The sequence below is a fragment of the Azotobacter salinestris genome, assembly GCF_009363155.1.
Classification (GTDB): Bacteria; Pseudomonadota; Gammaproteobacteria; order Pseudomonadales; family Pseudomonadaceae; genus Azotobacter; species Azotobacter salinestris.
The window spans coordinates 1168234-1189220 of record NZ_CP045302.1; the positions used below are offsets into that span (position 1 = coordinate 1168234).

13 protein-coding genes and 2 pseudogenes are annotated in these 20987 nt (G+C 56.3%); 12 read left to right on the plus strand and 3 right to left on the minus strand.

What is annotated here, in order from left to right:
• Window positions 1-49 precede the first annotated feature (49 nt).
• The 11 genes and pseudogenes from GCU53_RS05500 to GCU53_RS05550 form a co-directional block, all read left to right on the plus strand.
• Window positions 50-1147, plus strand: a complete 1098-nt coding sequence (locus GCU53_RS05500; RefSeq protein ID WP_152386722.1) for a DUF4214 domain-containing protein — start codon at window positions 50-52, stop codon at window positions 1145-1147.
• A 213-nt stretch (window positions 1148-1360) separates the two neighbouring features.
• The gene (locus GCU53_RS05505; RefSeq protein ID WP_152386723.1) at window positions 1361-3337 is read left to right on the plus strand and encodes a glycosyltransferase family 2 protein; all 1977 of its coding nucleotides are present in this window, start codon (window positions 1361-1363) and stop codon (window positions 3335-3337) included.
• A gap of 3 nt (window positions 3338-3340) precedes the next feature.
• Window positions 3341-5683, plus strand: a complete 2343-nt coding sequence (locus GCU53_RS05510) for a glycosyltransferase family 2 protein (protein ID WP_152386724.1) — start codon at window positions 3341-3343, stop codon at window positions 5681-5683.
• Between the two features lie 296 nt (window positions 5684-5979).
• Window positions 5980-6585: a class I SAM-dependent methyltransferase gene (locus tag GCU53_RS05515; protein WP_152386725.1), complete on the plus strand. Its 606-nt coding sequence runs from the start codon at window positions 5980-5982 to the stop codon at window positions 6583-6585.
• A 159-nt stretch (window positions 6586-6744) separates the two neighbouring features.
• Window positions 6745-9396 carry a coiled-coil domain-containing protein gene (locus GCU53_RS05520; protein WP_152386726.1) on the plus strand — a complete coding sequence of 884 codons (2652 nt, stop codon included), beginning with the start codon at window positions 6745-6747 and terminating at the stop codon, window positions 9394-9396.
• A gap of 2 nt (window positions 9397-9398) precedes the next feature.
• Complete coding sequence (locus tag GCU53_RS05525) at window positions 9399-10952, plus strand: coiled-coil domain-containing protein (RefSeq protein WP_152386727.1); 1554 nt, start codon at window positions 9399-9401, stop codon at window positions 10950-10952.
• Window positions 10934-11518 (plus strand): hypothetical protein, encoded by a 585-nt coding sequence (locus tag GCU53_RS05530; RefSeq protein WP_152386728.1) that lies wholly within the window; start codon window positions 10934-10936, stop codon window positions 11516-11518. Before GCU53_RS05525 ends, GCU53_RS05530 begins: the two co-directional genes overlap by 19 nt.
• 36 nt (window positions 11519-11554) lie before the next feature.
• Window positions 11555-14602 carry a glycosyltransferase gene (locus GCU53_RS05535; RefSeq protein WP_152389798.1) on the plus strand — a complete coding sequence of 1016 codons (3048 nt, stop codon included), beginning with the start codon at window positions 11555-11557 and terminating at the stop codon, window positions 14600-14602.
• A gap of 418 nt (window positions 14603-15020) precedes the next feature.
• On the plus strand, window positions 15021-15659 hold the full coding sequence (locus GCU53_RS05540) for a DUF1796 family putative cysteine peptidase (RefSeq protein WP_152386729.1): 639 nt from the start codon (window positions 15021-15023) through the stop codon (window positions 15657-15659).
• Window positions 15660-15976: 317 nt separating this feature from the next.
• A complete protein-coding gene (locus GCU53_RS05545) occupies window positions 15977-16957 on the plus strand; it encodes an IS5 family transposase (protein ID WP_152385958.1) in 981 nt (326 codons plus the stop codon).
• Window positions 16958-17374: 417 nt separating this feature from the next.
• A pseudogene (locus GCU53_RS05550) lies at window positions 17375-17961 on the plus strand (IS110 family RNA-guided transposase); the annotation flags it as partial.
• 253 nt (window positions 17962-18214) lie between these two features.
• On the opposite strand, the pseudogene GCU53_RS05555 reads toward GCU53_RS05550, so the two are convergent.
• Window positions 18215-18478 (minus strand): annotated as a pseudogene (locus GCU53_RS05555) (transposase); the annotation flags it as partial.
• Between the two features lie 406 nt (window positions 18479-18884).
• On the opposite strand from GCU53_RS05555, the gene GCU53_RS05560 reads away from it, so the two are divergent.
• Complete coding sequence (locus GCU53_RS05560; RefSeq protein ID WP_152386730.1) at window positions 18885-20189, plus strand: alginate O-acetyltransferase AlgX-related protein; 1305 nt, start codon at window positions 18885-18887, stop codon at window positions 20187-20189.
• Here GCU53_RS05560 and GCU53_RS25950 read toward each other — a convergent pair.
• Both GCU53_RS25950 and GCU53_RS25955 read right to left on the minus strand, forming a co-directional pair.
• The gene (locus GCU53_RS25950; protein ID WP_341873594.1) at window positions 20186-20752 is read right to left on the minus strand and encodes an IS5 family transposase; all 567 of its coding nucleotides are present in this window, start codon (window positions 20750-20752) and stop codon (window positions 20186-20188) included. The two genes, GCU53_RS05560 and GCU53_RS25950, sit on opposite strands and share 4 nt — an antisense overlap.
• Window positions 20638-20937, minus strand: coding sequence for a transposase (locus GCU53_RS25955; RefSeq protein WP_244307060.1), 300 nt, complete (start codon window positions 20935-20937; stop codon window positions 20638-20640). The genes GCU53_RS25950 and GCU53_RS25955 overlap by 115 nt, the downstream gene beginning before the upstream one ends.
• Window positions 20938-20987: the final 50 nt, after the last annotated feature.

Genomic DNA, 20987 nt, shown 5'->3' on the forward strand with positions numbered 1-20987 from the left:
ATCGATTTTTCCGAAACCGTAAATAACGGTTTAAAAGGAGAGCAGTTCAATGTCTTTTAACTACGAGCAGCCGTTCCCCCTTCCGCCCGAAGGGCTTCAGGATCTGCTGGAAAACATCCTTCCCAGCGACCTTATCGAAATCATCGGGGACATCATCCCGTCCCTGCCGGACGGGATTAATACCTTCAACGTGGCCCAGGGTGTTCTGAACGGCAACACCCTCGAAGTCGAGGGCGAGGGCGCCAACGCTCCCAACGTGGTATTCGCCAACATCGCCGGCGTACAGGGCCAACAGCAGGGGGTCGTTATCCCGACCGGGATCCTGCAGACCGCCAGCCTCTACGCCTTCAACAGCGTGGCGGATCTGGCGCTGGCCTTCAACACCGTTGAGCGGACCATCATTTCCGGCGCTGGCAATGACCTCATTACCGTCTCCGGCGACAAGAACACCACGGTGGTCGGCGGTGCCGGCAACGACACCATCATCACCTCGGGCGGTAACGACTCGGTCGTCGGCGGTCTCGGCAACGACTCCGTCTCGACCGGTGCTGGCAACGACACCATCGTGTCCGGCCTCGGCCACGACACTATCAACGCCGGCAATGGCTTCGACGTCGTGAAGTTCAATGGCAGCGTCGACAACTTCAACCTCTTCGACCTCGACAACGGCCAACTGCTGGTACACAACAAGCTGAGCCCCACCAACTCGGCCACCATCAGCAACACCGAGATCCTCAGCTTCGAGACCCCGGCCGGCACCGACAACATCGTCCTCGTCGACAACGAGACAGATGCTGTTGCAATGCGTCTGTACGAAGGCTTCTTCGATCGCGACGCTGACATCGGCGGCGCCGAATACTGGCTCGACCAGCTCGAATCGGGTGCCGTATCGCTGACCGACATCGCCAACAGCTTCCTGAACTCGGAAGAGCTCCAGGCCAATGGCGAGCTGGACGACTCGGCCTTCGTCGAACTGCTCTATGAAAATGCCCTGAACCGTGAAGCCGATGAGGCAGGCAAGGACTTCTGGGTCGAGCAGCTTGAAGGCGGTGCAAGCCGTGCAGATGTGGCCATCAGCATCGTTGGCTCTCCGGAAGCGGCTGAAACCATCGACAACGTCCTGATCATCTCGGGTGATCAGATCTAAGTCGGTTTTCATTCACTAGCCAGCAAATACTCCGGCCGCAAGGCCGGGGTATTTCTCGAAGGATTTCGCCCATCGCGTGATCCTTCGAGAAATACCGGCCCTCTTCACAGTACGATGACATTCCAAGCCATGCCGCCTTCACTGTCTTCGCACATTCACAGCCATTTCAAGACGGGGGATGCGGACGCAACCCAGGCTGCATTGGCTCTGGCAATGCAGACATCGGCCCACCGCAGCGAGGCGCTGGTCTGGCTGGGCGTCGTTGCCCTGCGTGAAGGCCGACCGGCCGATGCCTTCCTGCACCTGGCCAGGGCGTGCGAGCGCTTGCCTGGCCGGGCCGACCTCAGGACCCTGCTCGTCCGCTGCTCCCAGCGCCCCGAACCGACCGAAGCGCTCCTCCGCACAGCCCTGCAGCGTTTTCCCGCCGATCCCACCCTGCGTCGCTTGTACTGGAGCACTTGCCGAGCAAACCACCTGCATGCGGAGGTCGCCGCGCAGATCCATGCGCAACTGGCCGACATCCGCGATCCGGCCGAGCTCCGGCAGGTGCTGGAGATCCTCGCCGCAGACCCGAAGACTGCACGACCGGTCGGCGTGATCCAGCATGATGCCGCCCGCGGCATCGTCACCGGCTGGGCCATCGATCCGAAGAACCCGGAACGCCCACCCCGCCTCCAGATGGCAAGCAATGAGTTTCGCCTCGAATGCGTGGCGGACAATCCGAGCCCCCTGCTCGCCCAGGCCGGTTTCCCCGATACCCACGGCGCCATCCTGGTCCGCCTGCCTCAGGCGCCGAGGGTGCTGCGGGCAAGCTTCCATGACGGCAGCGAGCTCATCGGCAGCCCGCTTGCCATCGAGCCGCCCTTCAGCCCGCCCGCTCCGAGCCCGAAGGATCCGGCCACGCAGCCGGTGGACGTCCTCGTCCCGGTATTCAAGGGTACCGAAGCTACCCTGGAGTGCCTCGACAGCCTGCTGCGCCACAGGCGCGACAATCGCACGCCGCACCAGATCATCGTGCTCGACGACGCCAGCCCAGAGCCACGACTGGTCCAGGCCATCGAGCAACTGGCCCGCCAGGGACGGATCCAACTGGTCCGCCGTCCGGTCAACCTCGGCTTCATCCGCAACATGAACCGCGGCATGGCCCTGCATCCCGAGCGCGACGTGGTCTGGCTCAATGCCGACACCCGCGTGCACGGTGACTGGCTGGACCGCCTGCGAGCCGCCGCCTACCAGGCCGGGGACATCGCCTCGGTCACCCCCTTCACCAACAACGGCGAGTTGATGAGCTTTCCCAAAAGCCGCATCGCCAACCCCATGCCGAGCCCGCAAGCCCACGCCCGTCTGGACCGGGCGGCCCGCCAGAGCGGCCTCACCCCTGTCGAGCTGGAAGTGGGTTGCGGCTTCTGCTTCTACATCAAGCGCCGAGCGCTCGATGCGGTCGGTTATCTGGACGAAGAGGCCCTGCAGCGCGGCTACGGCGAGGAAACCGATTGGTGCCTGCGCGCCCGCCGCCAGGGCTGGCGCCACCTGGGAGCCACCAACCTGTTCGTCGCCCATGCGGGCGGTCACTCCTTCGGCCCGGAAAAGGCCCTGCGCGTATACCAGAACAACAGCATCCTGCGGCGCCGCTACCCCGACGCCGAGCGCCGCTTCGACGCTTTCGTCGCCCGTGATCCGCTGCGTCCGGCGCGGGAAGCCCTGCAACAGCTGCTCGCCCCCCAGGAACGTCCGGCCGAAACACCTTCGCCTGCGCTCTCTCCATTGGCCACCGCTCGCCCACTCCTGCCCGGCCGCTGCTGGCTGATCGCCGATCGACTCGAACAGCCGGGAATCGGCGAACGCTGGCTGCGGCTCGCGCGGCACCTGGCCCGTCAGCAACCGGCGATCACCCTGCTGCTGGCCGACGACACGCCCTGGGAAGTGCAACTGCTGGCTACCGACTGCGTCAGCCGCCTACCCCACGTCGAAGGCCTGGACGCCCGGCAGACCCTGGAACTGTGCGGCACCACGCTCGCCCTGAGCCTGGATGCCAGCTCGCCGGGCGCAACGCAACTCCCCCATCCTCTGCAGATCGCGCAACGCCATCGGCTGCCGCTGTTCGCCCCCGAAACCGCCGGACTCGACCGGTTCGGCGCCTTCGGCTTGCACGAACTCCGTCCCTACCTGCCAGAAGAAATTCAGACCTGATCCATGAAGCAATATCTTGGTGCTATTACCGGCCTGCACGGCGATGTCCTGCAGGGCTGGGCAATGGACCCCGGCAACCCGGACCTGCGTCTGGCGGTGGAGATCTATCTCGACCACGCGTTTGTCGCGCTCGTGCGTGCCGACCGGCAGCAACCGGCGGATGCCCCCGGCGACGGCTTCCACGGTTTCGCCGTGCAACTGCGCCCGAGCTGGCTGGCCAATGCCCGCCATATCGCCGCGCGCATCGCCAACCACGGGCCCTGGCTGGAGGGCAGCATCAGCCTGCCGGCGCCAGCCCGCCCCGGGCAGCCAGACCCCATTGCCACCCAGGTCCAGTACCGGGGCGGACTCAAGCTCAAGGGCTGGGCCTGGGATCCCGAGGACCCGGCCCGCCACGTCGCGCTTCAGATACGCGAAGGCGAGCGGCTCCTGCTCACCGGCATGGCCGACCGGCTTCATGCGGCCCTGGCCAACCGTCCGACCAGCGACCATGGCTTCGACCTGGACCTGCCCTGGGAGTTGGCCGATGGCAAGCCGCACGAGCTGCACATCGAAACCGACAAGGGCGTGCCCCTGGATGGCAGTCCGATCCGCCTTTGCCTGCATCCCGAGGGACTGTCGGCCCTGCTGCAACGTCACTGGCCCCAGTGCGACCGGCCGACCGACGATGCCCTGCCGCTCCTGACCCGCCTGAGCACAATCCAGGAGCAGCTTTTCCCCGCCAGTGTCGGCTTTGCTCACTACCCCCAGTGGCACGCCCTGTTCCAGCAGCCGCAGCCGTTCAAGGACACCCCCGGCAAGGTGCTGGTCGTACTGCTCGGCGAAGAGGACACGCAAGCCGAAGCGACCAGCCGCGCCAGCCTGCAGGAACAGCGCCTGCCCGCCGAGCAGATCCAGACGATCGCGCCCACCGAAGCGGACCTGCTCGACGCCGTGGCGCGGCACGCCCCTGGCGCCCGTCTCGTCGTGCCGCTCTGGCGCGGCGACCGGCTCGCGCCCCAGGCACTCGACACCCTGCTCGCCGGCCTCGCCGAATCCGGTGCCGCCTGGGCCTATGCCGACTGCGACCAGGACAGCGCCGACAGCGCGCACCGCAATCCCTGGCTCAAGCCCGCCTGGGACGAAACCCTGTTCTACGGCATGGACATCGTCAGCCCCGGCAGCGCCTTCGCCAGCGACACCCTGCTGAAGGCGATCGCCTACCTGCAGCAAGCGGGGCTCGCCACGTCGCCGGACTGGCATCGACTGCTCGCCAGTGTCGTGGCCATCCGGGCCGGGGCGGTTGCACATATTCCCCAGGTGCTCTATCACCGCCGCGCCTCCGCGCCCACCAGCCCGTACCAAGCCTTGCCGGATGCCCGCCGCCAGGCCGCCGTGCAATGGCTGGCACAACAGCGCATGCCCGGCGCTAGTCTGGAGCTCGTCGAAGGCCTTCCCGCCCTCAACCGTGTGCGCTGGCCCCTGCCCGCCCAGTTGCCGGACATCAGCCTGATCGTGCCGACCCGCGACCAGCTCGCACTGCTGCGTCCGTGCATCGAAGGGCTGCTCACCGCCACTGATTACCCGGCGCTCGAAATCATCGTCGTCGACAACGACTCCCGCGATCCGGCCACCCTCGCCTATCTCGACGACATCGCCCGCCGAGGCGTGCGCGTACTGCGCTATCCGTACCCGTTCAACTACTCGACCATCAACAACTGGGCGATCGAACAGGCCCGGGGCAGCATCGTCGGCCTGGTCAACAACGACATCGAAGTGCTCGAACCCGGCTGGCTGAAGGAAATGCTCGGCCAGCTGCTGCGCCCGGGCATCGGCGCGGTGGGCGCCAAACTGCTTTGGCCCAATGGCATGGTCCAGCATGGCGGCGTGGTAGTCGGCATTAACGGGCTGGCAGCGCACGCCGGCAACCACCTGAACAAGGACGATCCAGGCTACCTCGGCTTCAATCGGCTGGCCCGCGAGCAGAGCGCCGTCACTGCCGCCTGCCTACTGGTGCGCAAGGCCGACTACCAGTACCTGGGCGGATTGGACGAGGACCGCTTTCCCGTCGCCTTCAACGACGTGGACTTCTGCCTGCGCCTGGGACAGACCGGCAAGCGCCTGGTCTGGACCCCGTTCGCCATCCTGACCCACGCGGAGTCCGCCAGCCGCGGCCAGGAGGACATCCCCTCCGAACAGGCCCGGACCATGCGGGAACAAAGAAACTTCATCGAGCGCTGGAGCAGTTGCCTGGAACCGGGCGACGCCTGCTACCACCCCGGCCTCAGCGCCGACTACCTGACTGGCCCCTATGGCGGCCTCGCAATCCCCCTACGCCCGGCCATTGCACGCAAACGCCCGGCGTAAGGGGATTACACAACACGAAAATCCCGTCCTCAGGAAAGCACGAAGAAAATCCTGGGGCGGTAGCGTGCCTTGAGCAAGCAGGACAAGAAAGAAAAACGAGGAAACACTGGAGACTCTGGAAAGGCAAGCGACATGGCCTCATCACAGGACACAGGCTTTCACGACGATGCGCTCTTTCGCCCACGGAACGCACCCTGAGCGCCCCGTCTGCATGCCGCAGGCAAGAAACCGCCGAATGATGCCAAGGCGCCACTAACCATGCGAAGCAACCCTATTCTCAACGCACAGAAAAACCCATGAAAATTACCCACGACGATCTCGCCAGTTTCATTCCCAGTCTGCGCCAACCGGGCGCCAAGACCCTGTTGCACGTCGGTTGCGGCACCGCCGGCCCCGAGCGCCTGCCCGACTGCTTCAAGACTCCGGACTGGAAGGAAATCCGGCTGGACATCAACCCCGGCCACAAGCCCGACATTGTCGCCAGCCTTATCGATATGTCCGTCGTGGAAGACACCAGCATGGACGCCGTGTGGTCATCGCACAACTTGGAACACCTGGAAGGCTTCCAGGTTCAGCAAGCCCTCGCCGAAATCCGTCGCGTGCTCAAACCCGGCGGCTTCGCCCTGATCACCCTGCCCGACCTGAGGCAAATCGCTCAACTGATCATCGACGACAAGGCCGACCAGGTCATCTACGTCTCTCCCGCCGGCCCGATCACACCGCTGGACATGCTGTTCGGCCACCAGGCTTCGCAGCAGCAAGGCAATCACTACATGGCCCACCGTACCGGCTTCACCGCCGACAGCTTGGGCAGAAAGCTTGTCGAAGCCGGCTTCGCCGAGGTACGGGTCCGTCCCGGCAACGCCTTCGATCTCTGGGCCATCGCTTGCGTCACGGCGTAAGACAAGGACTCGGAGCAAGGGGCTAAATCGCTCATCCCTTGCCCGCAGAAACAGCGCCGCCATACTCCGGAAGCACACAGCACCAAGCTAGGCCCCGACAGAGAAAACCGATCCCGGCCGCTGCCGGGTTCATCAACCGCACTCACCAACAGACAGCCCATGAAAAGCCTCTGCATTACCGGCAGCGTCCAACGCAACCTAGATGCTTTTGCCGCCAATCTCGGTAAGGCGGGCGCCGCCGCTGCGCGCCCCTCCATCCGCGACGCGGAAATTTCTATCGCCGCCTGGCACCGTAAGATACTCGCCATCCAGGCGGCCCGCGAAGCCGACCTTGCGGCTCCCCCGCCCCTCGGCCGGGTCTGGGAACAGTTGGCCGGCGACATTTTTCTGGCCAACTATACCCAGCCGCTCTGGTACTGGGCCGAGGCCGACAGCGTCCATGTCCTCGACTTCTGGCTCGACTTCGACCCAAACACCTTCTTCCTGCTCCTACACACTTCCCCCCATCAAGCCCTGCTGGGTGCAATCAAGCATGGAGAAGCCACCCTAGAAACCCTACAGGACACCCTCGACGACTGGTATACGCGTACCCAACTGATCCTGCGCTTTCACCTGCGCCACCCGGCGCGCAGCGTCCTGCTCGACAGCTGCGACACACTCGGCCAAACCGGCGCCTGCCTCGAAGTTCTCGCCCAACGCTGGCACCTACCGCTGGAAACGTCAGACATCAAGCCTCTCCGGCAAGCCGAAGATCCGCTGGCCTATTATCTAGTCGACACCTTCCTGCAGAACCAGCCTCAAGCACTGGCCCTGCACAACGAAGTCCAAGCCAGCCTGCTGCTGATCGACGATGAACCAACATCGGCAGCCCTCCCTGCATTGAATGATGCAGTCGTCGACTACCTCGAAACACGCTGCCTGCTCCTCAGTGGGCAAGCGAAAAACGCCTCCCTGCACCAAGCCCTGGAGGCCAGCCAGACGCAGCTCGCCGAAGCCGAACGATTACTGCACGAGCAAAAGATCTGCCTTGCCCAGACCCTGGCTCAGGCCAAGCAATACCAACAGGAACTCTCCGCGACCTGCGACAGCCTGGAAAGCAGTGAACAGAAAAACCAGCTCCTGCTCGACCAGTTGCACCGGACTCTGAGCGATCTGGAAAAACTGGCTCTTGAAGACCAACGCAAAACCCAGCAAGTCGCCAGCCTGAGTACGGAAAAAGCCGCACTGCAGAACCAGCTCGATACCCTGCGCCAGACCTTGAAGGCCAGCCAAGCACAACTCCAACAGTCCCAGCAAGACCTATCCGATACCCGCGGCAACTTGGAAAGCAGCGAAGAGGAAAACCAGCTCCTGCTTGCCCATCTACACCAGACCCAGGAAGACTTCGAGCGGCTGGTTCTGGAAGACCAGGGCAAGACCCGCCAGTTGGAAAACCTGAAGGCGGAAAAAAACGCGCTACAGAACCAGCTTGATGTCCTCATTAGGGAAAAGGCCGACCTCATTGCCAAGCGCGATGCCTTGACCCAGGAAAAAACCGCCATTGCCACCGCCCGTGACGAGCAGGCCAAACTGGCCAGCGAGCGCAAGACCCAACTCGACGCACTCGCCAAGGAAAAGGCCGACCTCCTCGCCAAGCGCCATGCTCTGACCCAGGAAAAAACCGCCATCGCAGCCGCCCACGACGAGCAGGCCAAACTGGCCAGCGAGCGCCAGACCCAACTCGAAGAAGCGGAAAGCGAAAACGAACTGCTGCTGGTCCAAGTCCACCAGACCCAGGAAGAACTCGAGCAATACCTCCTGCAATCCCAAGCCATCCAGACGCAACTGGACGAACAGCACAGGCGTCTGGAGAAAATACAGGCACGCTACCCCAACTACTGGTTCGACAGCCTTGAAGCCAGCCTGCTGGACAGCAACGACCCGCAACAGGCCGTCCAGTGGCGCCTGACCGATGTCTACCTAGGCAAACGCCTGATACCCGAGATCCACTTCAAGACTATCCTGGTCAACGGCTTGGCCAATATCATCATCCAACGCACAGCGGGTATCTCCTCACCAGCACCGCTGCTGCGCTGGCCCGGAGCCTTCGCCAGCAGCGAAGAACTGCCTTTCATCCCCAGCAAAGGTCCGGCCATCCAAGGCAGCAACGCCGCCTTGAGCGGACTGGGTCCGACCGACTGGAATAGCCTGAAGATACTCGTCAAACACCTGGCCAGCCTCCTAGTAAAGCCCGCTGACAGCCGCCTGCCAAAACGGCTCGATACCACCGCCCTGCGCAATGGCCTGCTCGTCTTTGAACAGATTCTAGCCAAGTGGCCCAAAGTACTGCGCTATGACAGCATCCAGAGCCAAGAGGAGGCGTTGCCTGGCAATGCTTACGGCTTGAGCCTCAAACTGCGCAATCTGCATTTTGGCGACCATCAGTGGCCCGAGCTTGACTACAGCCTCGCCACCATCCACACGGCAAAGAAACCCTTTGGTCAGAATATCCGCCTGGAATTCCCCGAAAGTACCCGCAGTGCCTTGGATAATTGGTTTGCTGAAAGCCACGATGAGCGTGGTCCTCGCTTGGAATTGCGCTTCACCCAGCCGGACGTCATGGATACCTTCGTCTGGAACACCCTTGCCCAGAATGACCGCCAACTGATCGGTGCCCTGATTGGTGGCCTTCCACTCCAGATCGAAGAACTACAACACATCCACTCCTGCGCCATCAGGCCTTGGCAGGATTGGCAAGCCCTAGCCAACTCACTCAGGGAAATCCTAGCCAACAGTGCCATTGCCGCCGCTCGCCAACTGCAAGGAGCATGATGATGGATACCGCACACCCCACTGAAATCCGACCAATGCCCACCCCTGCGCAGACCACCCGCCTTTTGCAAGGGCTGTTCCCACCCCGAGCGGCAATCATTGTCGGCGCCAGCCGTAGCCATCGCCACCTGCTCGAGTGGCCGGGCGTCCGGCCGGAACACGTCCTGCTGGTCGATGCCCATCCAGAAGCCCTGGCCAACACCCGGCAGAAGATTGCTACGACAAGCGCCTGGCAGATGCGCCACGCAGTACTTGCCGACAGCAAACGACAGGCCCGCTTCTTCTGCGCCAGCAACCCCGGCGAAGATGGCCTCGTCCCACCGCAAAAACTTGCCGAACTCTGGCCCAACCTGCGCGCCACAGACGAGTGGACCTGCACTACACAGACCCTTCAGGACGTGCTCGCCGACCCCGAGCAGGCCGAACTCGTCGAGGCCAGCGACATCTGGCTAGTCGTGAACTGCCTGCCGGCGCTGCGCATCCTCCAAGGCGCCGGCCCACTGCTCGAACACTGCAAGGTGCTCTGGCTACGGGTCCTGCTCGAACCTTTGGAAGACGGCGAACCCGGCTCCACCCTGGAGGAAGCCGAGCGTTACCTCGCCGACCGACATTTCCGTCGTATCCACTGCATCGAGGAAAACCATCCCCGGATCGGCCAAGCCATTTTCCTGCGCGACGACAGCACCTTGCACGAACGAGAAATCGCCCGCCTCCAAGCTACCTGCGACAGCTTGGAGACGAGAAGGTCAGACCTGTTCATCGAATGTGACGCTCTGCGTCAGGAGCAGATCCGGCTCGCCGCCGAACATCAAGCCCAGCTCGAAGCCTTTACCAAGGAAAAAGCCGAGCTACTCGCAGCCCGCGATGCCCTGCTCCAGGAGAAAGCGGCCCTCACCAAAGCCCGCGACGAACAGGCTAAACTGGCCAACGAGCGCCAGGCCCGCATTGAGGCACTGACCCAGGAAAGCACCGCTCTGACGGCAACCCACGACAAGATGGTTGGCGAACGTGACCAGCAGACTCGGCTGGCCGCCGAACGTCAGGCTCAGCTCGAAGCCCTCGCCAAGGAAAAAGCCGAGCTACTCGCAGCCCGCGATGCCCTGCTCCAGGAGAAAGCGGCCCTCACCAGAGCCCGTGACGAACAGGCCAAACTGACCAGCGAGCGCCAGGCCCGGATCGAGGCACTGACCCAGGAAAGCACCGATCTGACGGCAACCCGCGACAAGATGGTCGGCGAGCGCGACCAGCAGACCCGGTTGGCCGCCGAACGTCAAGCTCAGCTCGAAGCCCTCGCCAAGGAAAAAGCCGAGCTACTCGCAGCCCGCGATGCCCTGGTCCAGGAGAAAGCGGTCCTCACCAGAGCCCGCGACAGCCAGACCCAGCTTATTGCCGAACGTGATGAACGTGTCCACCAGCTCGAAGCCGACCTCCAGAAAAGCCTGACCTGCTTGCAACTGATGCAGGACGAACTAGTCAAGGGCGAGGCCCAGATCGAACTGATCAAAGACCTGTTGCTGCGCGAACCGGGGCTAAGAGCATGCTACACAACATTATGAACTGGCTGCGCCGCCTGGTCGGCGCCAGTCCACGCAAACAAAAATCCAATACCCCCCCCCTGACCGATCAGTCCGCTTCGAGCGATGAAAAGGTCATGGCTCTCTCGGAAGAGCATATCGGGACGGTCGTCCCCTATGACGAAAACCTACTAGAACGTGCTCGTACCCAATGGCAGTTCGGCGACTGGCAGAGCCTAGCTGCAATCGAGCAAAGCAGCTTGGAGCATCATCCGGATAGGGCCAAACTGGCCCTGCTGGCTGCTGCGGGGCATATGCAAATCGGCGCCCGCGAAGAAGCCCACCTTTTCTTCCAGCTAGCACGGGACTGGGGATGCAGCAAACAGCTGATCAGCCAAGTGCTGATTTCAGGTGTACATAACTCGCTCGGTTGCGCTGCCATCCTGATGGGGCAAGAGCAACGTGCATTGTCGCACCTCAATCAGTCTGTCGTGCTTGGTGGGCCCAGAAGCGATACGAAGCTGTTAACACAGGCTCGGGTAATCCAACAATGCAGAGCTATTGGCACGCCTCCTCCGCTAAGCCTCGAATTTAAGCAAAATATATAGTTAATGACCTCCTCAATCAAGAAATCCTCATTGAATATGACCGAGAAAAATATACTCACAACTTTTAATCAAGCAAATTTAGCTCTGCGGGCAGGCAAGCTCAAGGAGGCAATTGAACTATATACTCTGGCGCTTGATGAGCATCCACATCTAGAAAGTCACATTCGTTTTAGTATGAGCCTCGCATCCAAACGCCAGGGGAATTCACTTGAAAAAGCCTCAGAGGAAAAGCCACAATTTGCGCTGGTTATTCATGCCTTCCACTTGGATGTACTTGATGACCTCGTTTATCATGTTGCCAACTTCCCCAAAGATGCTGACCAATACGTCACATTTCCTGAAGATTTTCCTGATGACAAGCGTACGGCAATCAAGTCTGCATTTCCTAAGGCTACCGCAGTGGCAGTTCCCAATGTAGGCCAAGACATAGGCGCTCTGTTTTCTCTAATGGACAAAGTTAATTTGTCCAGATATGGATTCATATGTAAAATCCACTCCAAAAAAGGAAATAAGAAACCTCTTGAGTGGCGCCTAGCTCTTTTACGTGGAGTATTGGGAAGCCAAGCGCAGGTTTTGCGAACAATAAAAATTTTCCAAAGCGATCCGAGTGTTAAATTAGCAGGATCTCGCCAGCTGTACTTACATGGCCCATCGAACCTTTGGAAAAATGCCGAAAACATTCGTAAAATGTTTGGCAATCTAGTTACCGGTTTTGATTATACATCCAAGGACTGGGGCTTTATTGGCGGCACCTGTTTCTGGATTAGAACCGACATTTTGACAGCGATCCGTGATCAGATGCGCCGTATTGAACTGAAACCTACGGCCTATATTGATGATGGAACACCTGCTCATGCAGTGGAACGTATATTCGGTATGCTCCCTGTGATTTCTGGGGGAAAGGTTGTTCTCAATGATGTTATTGATATAGATGCGCCTGTGACTGAGACAAAAGCGTTCCCAACCGGCCTGCCTAAGGAGCGAGTATCTATTGTTGCATTACTGGACAAACTAAAGCTCCCTACAACCACAATCACACAGGTTGCAGCCACCTCACTTGAATCAACACTTGTTTCGAAAACCAGCCTCACGAAAAACCCACAAATTCGAGGCTCTTTGGAGTTAATTACTAATAGACCAGAAATTCATGGCTGGCTTGCCAATATGGGAGATGAAACACCACGTAAGGCAATCATCCGGATCGAAGATACAGACATCCCTGTCATGGCTGCGACCTTTCGCGCAGATTTGAAGAAACACAATATTAATGCAGGGAAGCATGCCTTCTCTATAACCGTACCAACCCTATTCATGGATGGAAAACCTCATCAACTAGCCTTGATAGATGATAAAACTAGAACCATAATAGTACAAAAAACATGCTCATGGGAGCGCCCTAAACGAAACTATGTCGACTTCGCGAGCTTCTTAGAGTCTTCAATGACTCAGCCAATCATTCAAGCTCCCTTCACCGAGGAGGACAAGCGCAGCTTTGCAATGATGGAGAATATTGCCAACCGCCTTTGCAAGCAAGCTGCTGACCTTACTTCACCACCGCTTGTTTCGGTGATAATGCCAGTTTATAATCGCGAAAAAATTCTTGCCTATTCTATCAAATCAGTACTTGAGCAAAACTATAAGTATTTTGAACTGATCATAATTGATGATGGCAGCTCCGATGGAAGCATCGCAGTTGCCGAAAGCTTTTCAGACAGAAGAATCAAGCTACTAAAACAGCGATCAAATGCCGGGCATTCAGCAGCGAGAAATGCCGGCTTGAGCGCAGCACGTGGAAAAATTATCGCTTATCTTGACTCTGACAATACTTGGGACCCGCGTTATCTTTCAGCTACAGTCGGTGCTTTTAATAACCTTCCAGATGCAGATGCCGTATACTCAGGCCAACTTCTTTATCGCGGCCACTCTAAAGAGCCGTTTGCAGTTCGCTATGGTCACTTCAACCGGTCGCTTTTAGAAAACAATAACTTTATCGACCTTAACTCATTTGCTCATGACCGAAAACTTCTCGAAAAAATCCAAGGCTTTGACATAAGCCTAAAACGTTTTGTCGATTACGACCTTGTTCTCAGAGCATCGGAACAGGGCAAGCTTTACTCTATCCCCGTCATTCTCAGTCACTATTTTTATGACAAAGCAGAAAACACAGTGACTAACGAGATCAAACATCTCTCCGACATGGATATTGTTCGGACCCGGCTTGAAACCCGCACCCGCAATCGTTTGCAGATTCTCGACAAAGCAGATTTAGAACATCATACAACGGTTGTAATCCCAAATTGGCAATCACTCGAGGATATACGTGATTGTTTAAAGTCGCTTTCTGCCCGTGACTGGAAGGGTATGCTCGACATTATCATTGTCGACAACAATTCAGACGAGAATGTGCTGGCATACCTTAGAGCAGAGTCGGTAGCCTCACACATCATCTTAATCGAAAATAAACGGAATTACGGATTTACTTACGCAGTCAATCAAGGCATTGCACGCTCGCGCCCTGGCTCGGATATTCTTCTGCTGAATAATGATGCCATCGCCCAACCCGGCGCTATTGCGGCGTTACAGCGTGCCTGCTATAGCCTGCCCGATGCCGGCATGACCGTTCCACGCCAGATATTGCCAACCGGGACAAAAACGCTACGGACTCATGTACCTTATGCTAACGAAGCAAGAGATTGCGATGTAAACATCTCGGCTCACCACCAAAATATCGTTACCCTCCCCCTCTTCCACGATGGTGGAGTGCTTGAGCTATCTTATGCGGCTTTCTTTGCAGTATATATCCGTAGAGATATAATTAACGACCTTGGCTCACTCGATGCCGAATACGGACGACATTATCGCTCTGACCGTGTTTATTGTGACTTTATGCGCAATATACTTGGGAGAAAACTATATTACATTCCAGATTCTTTTTTTATCCACAAGCTACAGAAAGCAACAGACACCTTGCGAGACTCAGGCAAGCGTGACACCGAGTTCGAGCTAATGTTCAAGCGAAATCAATGGGATACTGAAACAGCTGCCGCATTAAACTTCCGTCAAGCCGCATGGGATATATTCTAGCGAATTACCCCCTACATAACTTCCTATTAGGGCGGCATACCTTATTCGTGCATCCACAAGACTACAATTATTTGCTGCCCCATCAAAAAAACCACCCCAACTCATTCCCCTTATCTTTAAAAACTATCCCCCACCGGAACAACTTGCATAGATTGACTCGGCGAAATTTTAAAAGACCTTCCAACAACCGAGCGCACTACCAAAAGCCGAATCTCAAAGAAAACTCACCAAAAGGATACTCTGAAAAAGCCTTTTATGTCTAAAGGGAGATACTCTGGAAGCTTCGTCTCCTTTTCTATGAATACATGGGAAGTAGATTTTTCAGCGCTTCGAAGATCTAAAAGAAGGCTCTGCAGTTTTACTTTCCGGCACTTTAGATACTGTCAACTCAGCGACCACATCTAAGGAAGGAGCTTAAATGTACGACCACTATGTTTCTCTTGGCGAAAACTGTGAAGCTGCATTTAATTTCAGAAGAATACTTGGTAAAGACATAGCCTATTATTTTAACTGGCTTGTCACACCACTCGACTCATTAATCGACATCATTGAAAATGACTTCAAAGAAGACTTCGAGATAGGCAATCTTTATCACAAGAACAATCAGATTGTTATGATTACGGATAAACGTTATAACATCTCTCATCATAGCCCCTTCAAGGAAATTGAAGGTCGACTTTCAGGACATGACTTTGAAACCATCTACAAAAGCCACAAAGACAAACTAGCTCTACTCAAAGAGCGATTCAGGGCGCTTGCCCAGTCAGAGCTATTTGTACTCTATTTTATAAAAGCCGGAGAGCTAACCGGAGCAACTAACGTACGAGCTAAATGTGTAAAACTCAGAGACATCATGCTAGACCGTTATCCAAGCCATAAATTTAATATTGTAGTACTGCAAGAAAAGGACCGCTTTGAATTACAATGGGATGAGCCCAGGATATTTAATCGCTACCTCGACAGATTTGCCCCTTACAATAACGTACCTAATTATCATAAGGAATCATGGGATAGGATATTCAGTGAGTTTCCACTAAATCCTAGAGGGATGGTCTGAAAAAACTTTTTCTGAAAATCACAAGCCAGTAATCATGCGGCTTACAGGGCATGTGATCTCGTGAAAATGGGGCTTTTTCAGAGTTTCCAGAGCAATGGAGCGCACCATTAACTAGTGTGGTGAATCATAACTATTAATCCGGCAATACAATAGGGCACTTTCTGTATTTTGGTTTCTCCTTGAAAATCAAGGATATATGCCGATACTAGTATGAGCCTTATTTGTGCTTTCGTATTGCCGGATTAATACTAAGGAAATCCTGAAAAAGACTTCCCGATTCTGGTGAAATACACCCGCTCCCTTGTCCGAGTTTCCCGATGAAGCAACTGTCCTTCGCCGATGCCGAGTATGCCGGCAAGCGCAAGCAGACCCGCCGCGAGCGCTTCCTGCTCGAGATGGACCAGGTGGTGCCGTGGCAGGGGCTGATCGCCCTGATCGAGCCCTACTATCCCAAGGGCGAAGGCGGTCGGCCCGCCTACCCGCTGGCAGCCATGCTGCGCGTGCACCTGATGCAGAACTGGTTCGGCTACAGCGATCCGGCGATGGAGGAAGCGCTGTACGAAACCACTCTCCTGCGCCAGTTCGCCGGCCTGAGCCTGGAGCGCATCCCGGACGAAACGACCCTCCTCAACTTCCGTCGCCTGCTGGAGAAGCACGAACTGGCCGGGGGAATACTGGAGGTGATCAACGGCTATCTGGGCGAGCGCGGACTGTCGCTGCGCCAGGGCACCATTGTCGACGCCACCCTGATCCATGCGCCGAGCTCGACGAAGAACAAGGACGGCAAGCGCGACCCGGAAATGCACTCGACGAAGAAGGGCAACCAGTACTACTTCGGCGCAAAAGCTCACATTGGTGCCGACGCTGAGTCGGGTCTGGTGCACAGCGTGGTGGTCACGGCAGCCAACGTGGCAGATGTCACCCAAGTCGACCAACTGCTGCATGGCGAGGAAAACGTAGTGAGTGCCGATGCGGGCTATACCGGCGTAGAGAAGCGCCCCGAGCATGAAGGTCGGCAGGTCATCTGGCAGGTCGCGGCCCGGCGCAGTACCTACAAGAAGCATGGCAAGCGTAGCGCCTTATACAAAGCGATCCGCAAGATCGAGAAGGCCAAGGCCCAGGTACGAGCCAAGGTCGAACATCCGTTCCGCGTGATCAAGCGCCAGTTTGGCTACACCAAGGTGCGCTTCCGGGGATTGGCCAAAAACACGTCACAGTTGGTGACGCTGTTCGCCTTGTCGAATCTGTGGATGGCGCGCCGATATTTACTGGCGAATGCAGGAGAGGTGCGCCTGTAATGCGGGAAACGGTTGCTGCGACGTGCTTGCGGCAGCTAAAAAACGCAGAAACGAGCGGGTGATCTGATCGTTTTTGATCGATTCTCCGCTTTCAAAGTCGGCGGGGGGCTGAAGTCAGCCAGAAATACATGACTACTTCAGACCATCCCTAAGGATAAGTCTTGTCTGCCGCAGAGCCGACAGAGCTTTTCGGAGGGCATGGCGATGAAAACAGGCCGCCCAGCCGTTCGGATCGAACGGACCGAACAAGAGCAAGTCGAACTCACCCACCGCCGAGCCAGGCGCGCAAGGGGCCTGCCGATATGCAACTGATCTTGCCCAGCAGTCGTGGACACAGTTTTAAGCACTCATCCGGAGCTCGAAGGATTCCGGACTGATGTATCCCAGCGTGCTATGACGCCGCTGGCGGTTGTAGTTGGCGTCAGTCTGGTCAGGGGCCTGTCGTTGGTCAGGAGGCTGCCTGCCATCCTGGCCGAGCAGGAGCTGCCGCGCCGGCTAACCGTGCAACTGATACGCCTGCATGAGCATTTCCGCTACCTGGATGAGCAAATCAAGGCGCTGGACAAGAAGATGGCCGATCAACTTGCTGAGGATGACCTGTGGGCAGCCGGCTGCTTACCATCCCCTGTGTCGGCCCCATTACCACGAGCCTGCTGTCCGCAGAGGTTAGCGATGGCAAGCAGTACGGCTGTAGTCGGGACTTCGCTGCGTCGCTGGGACTGGTTCCACGTCAATACAGCACTGGGGGGCGGGCCAACCTGCTCGGTATCAGCAAGCATAGCGACAAGAATCTGCGAAGGTTGCTGGTACAGTGCGCCAGGGTTTATCTCCAGCGCCTGGAGCATCAGAAAGGCGCACTGGCCAACTGGGTTCGCTCATTGCACAGTCGCCGCCATTCGAACGTGGTGGCCTGTGCCCTAGCCAACAAGTTCGCCCGGATCGCCTGGGCAATAGCCGCCAACCACTCGACTTTTAAAGTAGGACCAGATGCTCGCGCCGCCTGACCCTGTGGTTGTTGCGGTACCGCGGACACTCTTTTGGGTTTTGCGATGACTGGACAATCGATAACATGAACGGCCCACCGGCCTGGCGAAGAACCTGTCGTAAAAATCGGCTTTCGAAGCCGCCGGCCTTTTCAGGATCGCCAGGCGTGACTCTCATCGTGGCGCGGGCATGCCCCAACCAGACGCCGGATAGATTTAGGCAAGCCAGACATTCATTGTTAATCAGTATTGCAAAAACGGAGGGACCATAGATTTTTACGATGGCCAACTCCCCGGCCTGTTCGGCAAGCAGTCGCTTGAGCCGGGCATTCTCGTCGGCCAACAACTGCTCGCGTTCGCTGCCGGCCTGGTTCTGCTGTTGCTTGCTCCGCCAGCCGTAGAGCTGGGAAGGCTGCAGGCCAAGTTGTTCGGCGGCCTGGCTGACGCCAATCTGCTCGGCCAGGGCCAGTGCCTCATCCTTGTAGGCTTGGGAGTGGCGGATACGGGTTGGTTTCATCGGGCTTGCTTGCCTTGCCATGATTCACCTCGTTGCAGTGTATCGCTTAACGGGGTGTCCACTGAGGCTGGGCAAGATCACAGGTTGGATGAATCCGATCAGGCGACAACTATCCTGACACCGGGGTGTGGTAACACGCTATGATTTAGGGTGACTTTTTATTCATGAGCAACTAAATTTTCCGACGAGATTAGTCTTGATCTTGCTCTGAAATAGTGGGATGCGACCGCCTACGAGCTGAGCGTTCGGTCTCGCAAATGTTTCGATCTCAAGGATTTGATCGAAATGATGCTGAGACAGCGTTTAGGTTTCCGTTTATATGTGTCATTTCTTGGAGGAATATACGTTTCGCACTCAGTTAAAATGATATATTGCCGTTTTTGAAGGGAAGCTTAATAAAACAAATAGTGCAAGGAGTGGCAATATTATGAAATATACGGTAAATATTGTAAGGCACGAAGTAAAAAGCCAAAAAATAAAATATGCTATTGATTTTCCGATAGCAGAGACAATAGAAATAAATCGCGGATTTTTTTTTGAATTTAAAGGCTGGGCCTTTTCCTTAGATCTAAGAGAGGTAAATTTTGTTTTTAGCTTTTCAGCAGGGGCCAAGATAAAGCCAAATGTGAATAGGCATGATGTTGTAAGAGTTTTCAATGATGCTCCTTTGTTGTGTGGAATAAGTCATTTAATATCATTTAATGGAGACTTTAAGTTAGGGTTGGACTTGGGTGGAAATATTGAGTGGGTGGCATCATTCAACTTTATACCAGTCAAAGTTATTGAGGGGAGGGAGGGGTATCTTTTTTTGGATAAAGATTCGAACCATAGTACTGATCAGTATTCTGGAAAGAAACTTATCGATAGGCAAAATATAAATGCATGGTCTAATTATTTTTCCGAAGTAGAGAAGAAAATAATAGCAAAAAATAAAAAATTTGCATTTGTTATCGCCCCAGGAAAAGAATACATTTTTCCAGATTTCTATCCAGTTCAGCGGGGAATGCCGACCCCGGTTGATCAATTCATATCGCTTTTCTCTGAAAGAACAAAAATTATAGCTCCATGGTCAGTGCTAATGGAGCAGCGTAATTTTTCTTACTCAAAAACTGATACTCACTGGACGGGATACGGAGCTGGATTGGTTGCTGAGGTGGTATGTAAGGAGCTTGGTGTTAATTATGTTGATCCAAAATTTAAATACGTTCTTTCAAAGAGGACTGGTGATTTAGGGGCAAAGTTTATTCCGCATAGAACAGAGTTCTGTTTAAGCGCCGACTACTCTCAAGCTTTAAAATATTTGACTTTTGATAATGGGGTTCCGGTAAGAGGTAATATTTTAGTTTTATCAAATCCTAACACAGCGAGCGACAGGGCCTGTGTCATATTTGGAGATTCTTTTTCTAGGGCTTTTGCACTGCATCTGAGCTTTACTTTTAAGCGAGTTGTTTTAATTTTTTCAGGAGCAGATATAGACTGGGGTATTGTCGATAATGAAGATCCAGAGGTTGTTATAGCAGAGCTTACGACTAGATTTTTAATTTGCGCTCCGAAGGCAGGGTTTTCTATAAGCCAAGAAATTAAAAGAAAGTATAAGGCTATGTCGAGCGGCGAAAAGAATAAATTCAAAGAAAAACTGAATAAATTTAAATCGATAGAAAATGATTACTATCAAAGAGTTTCAAGTGATCTTACTGATGATTTAAGCTCGTGCTTGGGCGAAATATGTTAGGGTTTGTCTGAAAAGTCGGCACGCAAGCATTTATCGATGCAGGCCAGCGTGACCATGGCCTTGAAGCTGCTGGCCAGCTTGTCATAACGGGTGCAAAGACGGCGCTTTTCCTTGAGCCAACTGAACAGTCGCTCAATGGCATTGCGCTTTTGGTACTGAAGCCTGTCAAACAGGCGAGGCAAGCCCGGTCGAGGCTTACGGTGCATCTTGCATAAGGGAATGATGGGCTTCATGCCATACCGGTCGCAGTATTGGCGCGGGCTTTCGCTGTCGTAGCCTTTGTCAGCCAGTACATACCGGCAGCGCTTGCGCGGACGACCCTGGCTGCCAGGCAGGCTGATCTGCTCAAGCAAGGGCATGAAATAGCGCGAGTCGGCGTCCTGCCCGGGTGAAAGCATCACTGCCAGCGGATACCCGTTGCTGTCACAGGCCAGATGAAGCTTGGTGGTCAGCCCACCACGGCTTCGGCCGAGACATTGGTGCTGCGGCTCTTGCAGGCCCCTTTTTTTCTCGCACCGCTGGCGGCTCTGGTGGCCCGAATCGACGTTGAGTCGACCATCCAGGTATCCAGGTCGATAAAGCCGTCCTCACGCAGACGCAGATGCAGATGCCGCAGCACCTGCTCGAAGGTGCCGTTGTCACGCCACAGCCTGAAGCGCTGATATACCGTCTTCCAGGGGCCATAACGCTCGGGAAGATCGCGCCGCTTGGCACCTGAGCACAGAATCCAGAAGATGCCGTTGAGCATCTGGCGGTCATCTCGCCGGGGGCGGCCCATGCGTTGAGGGGGGAGAAACG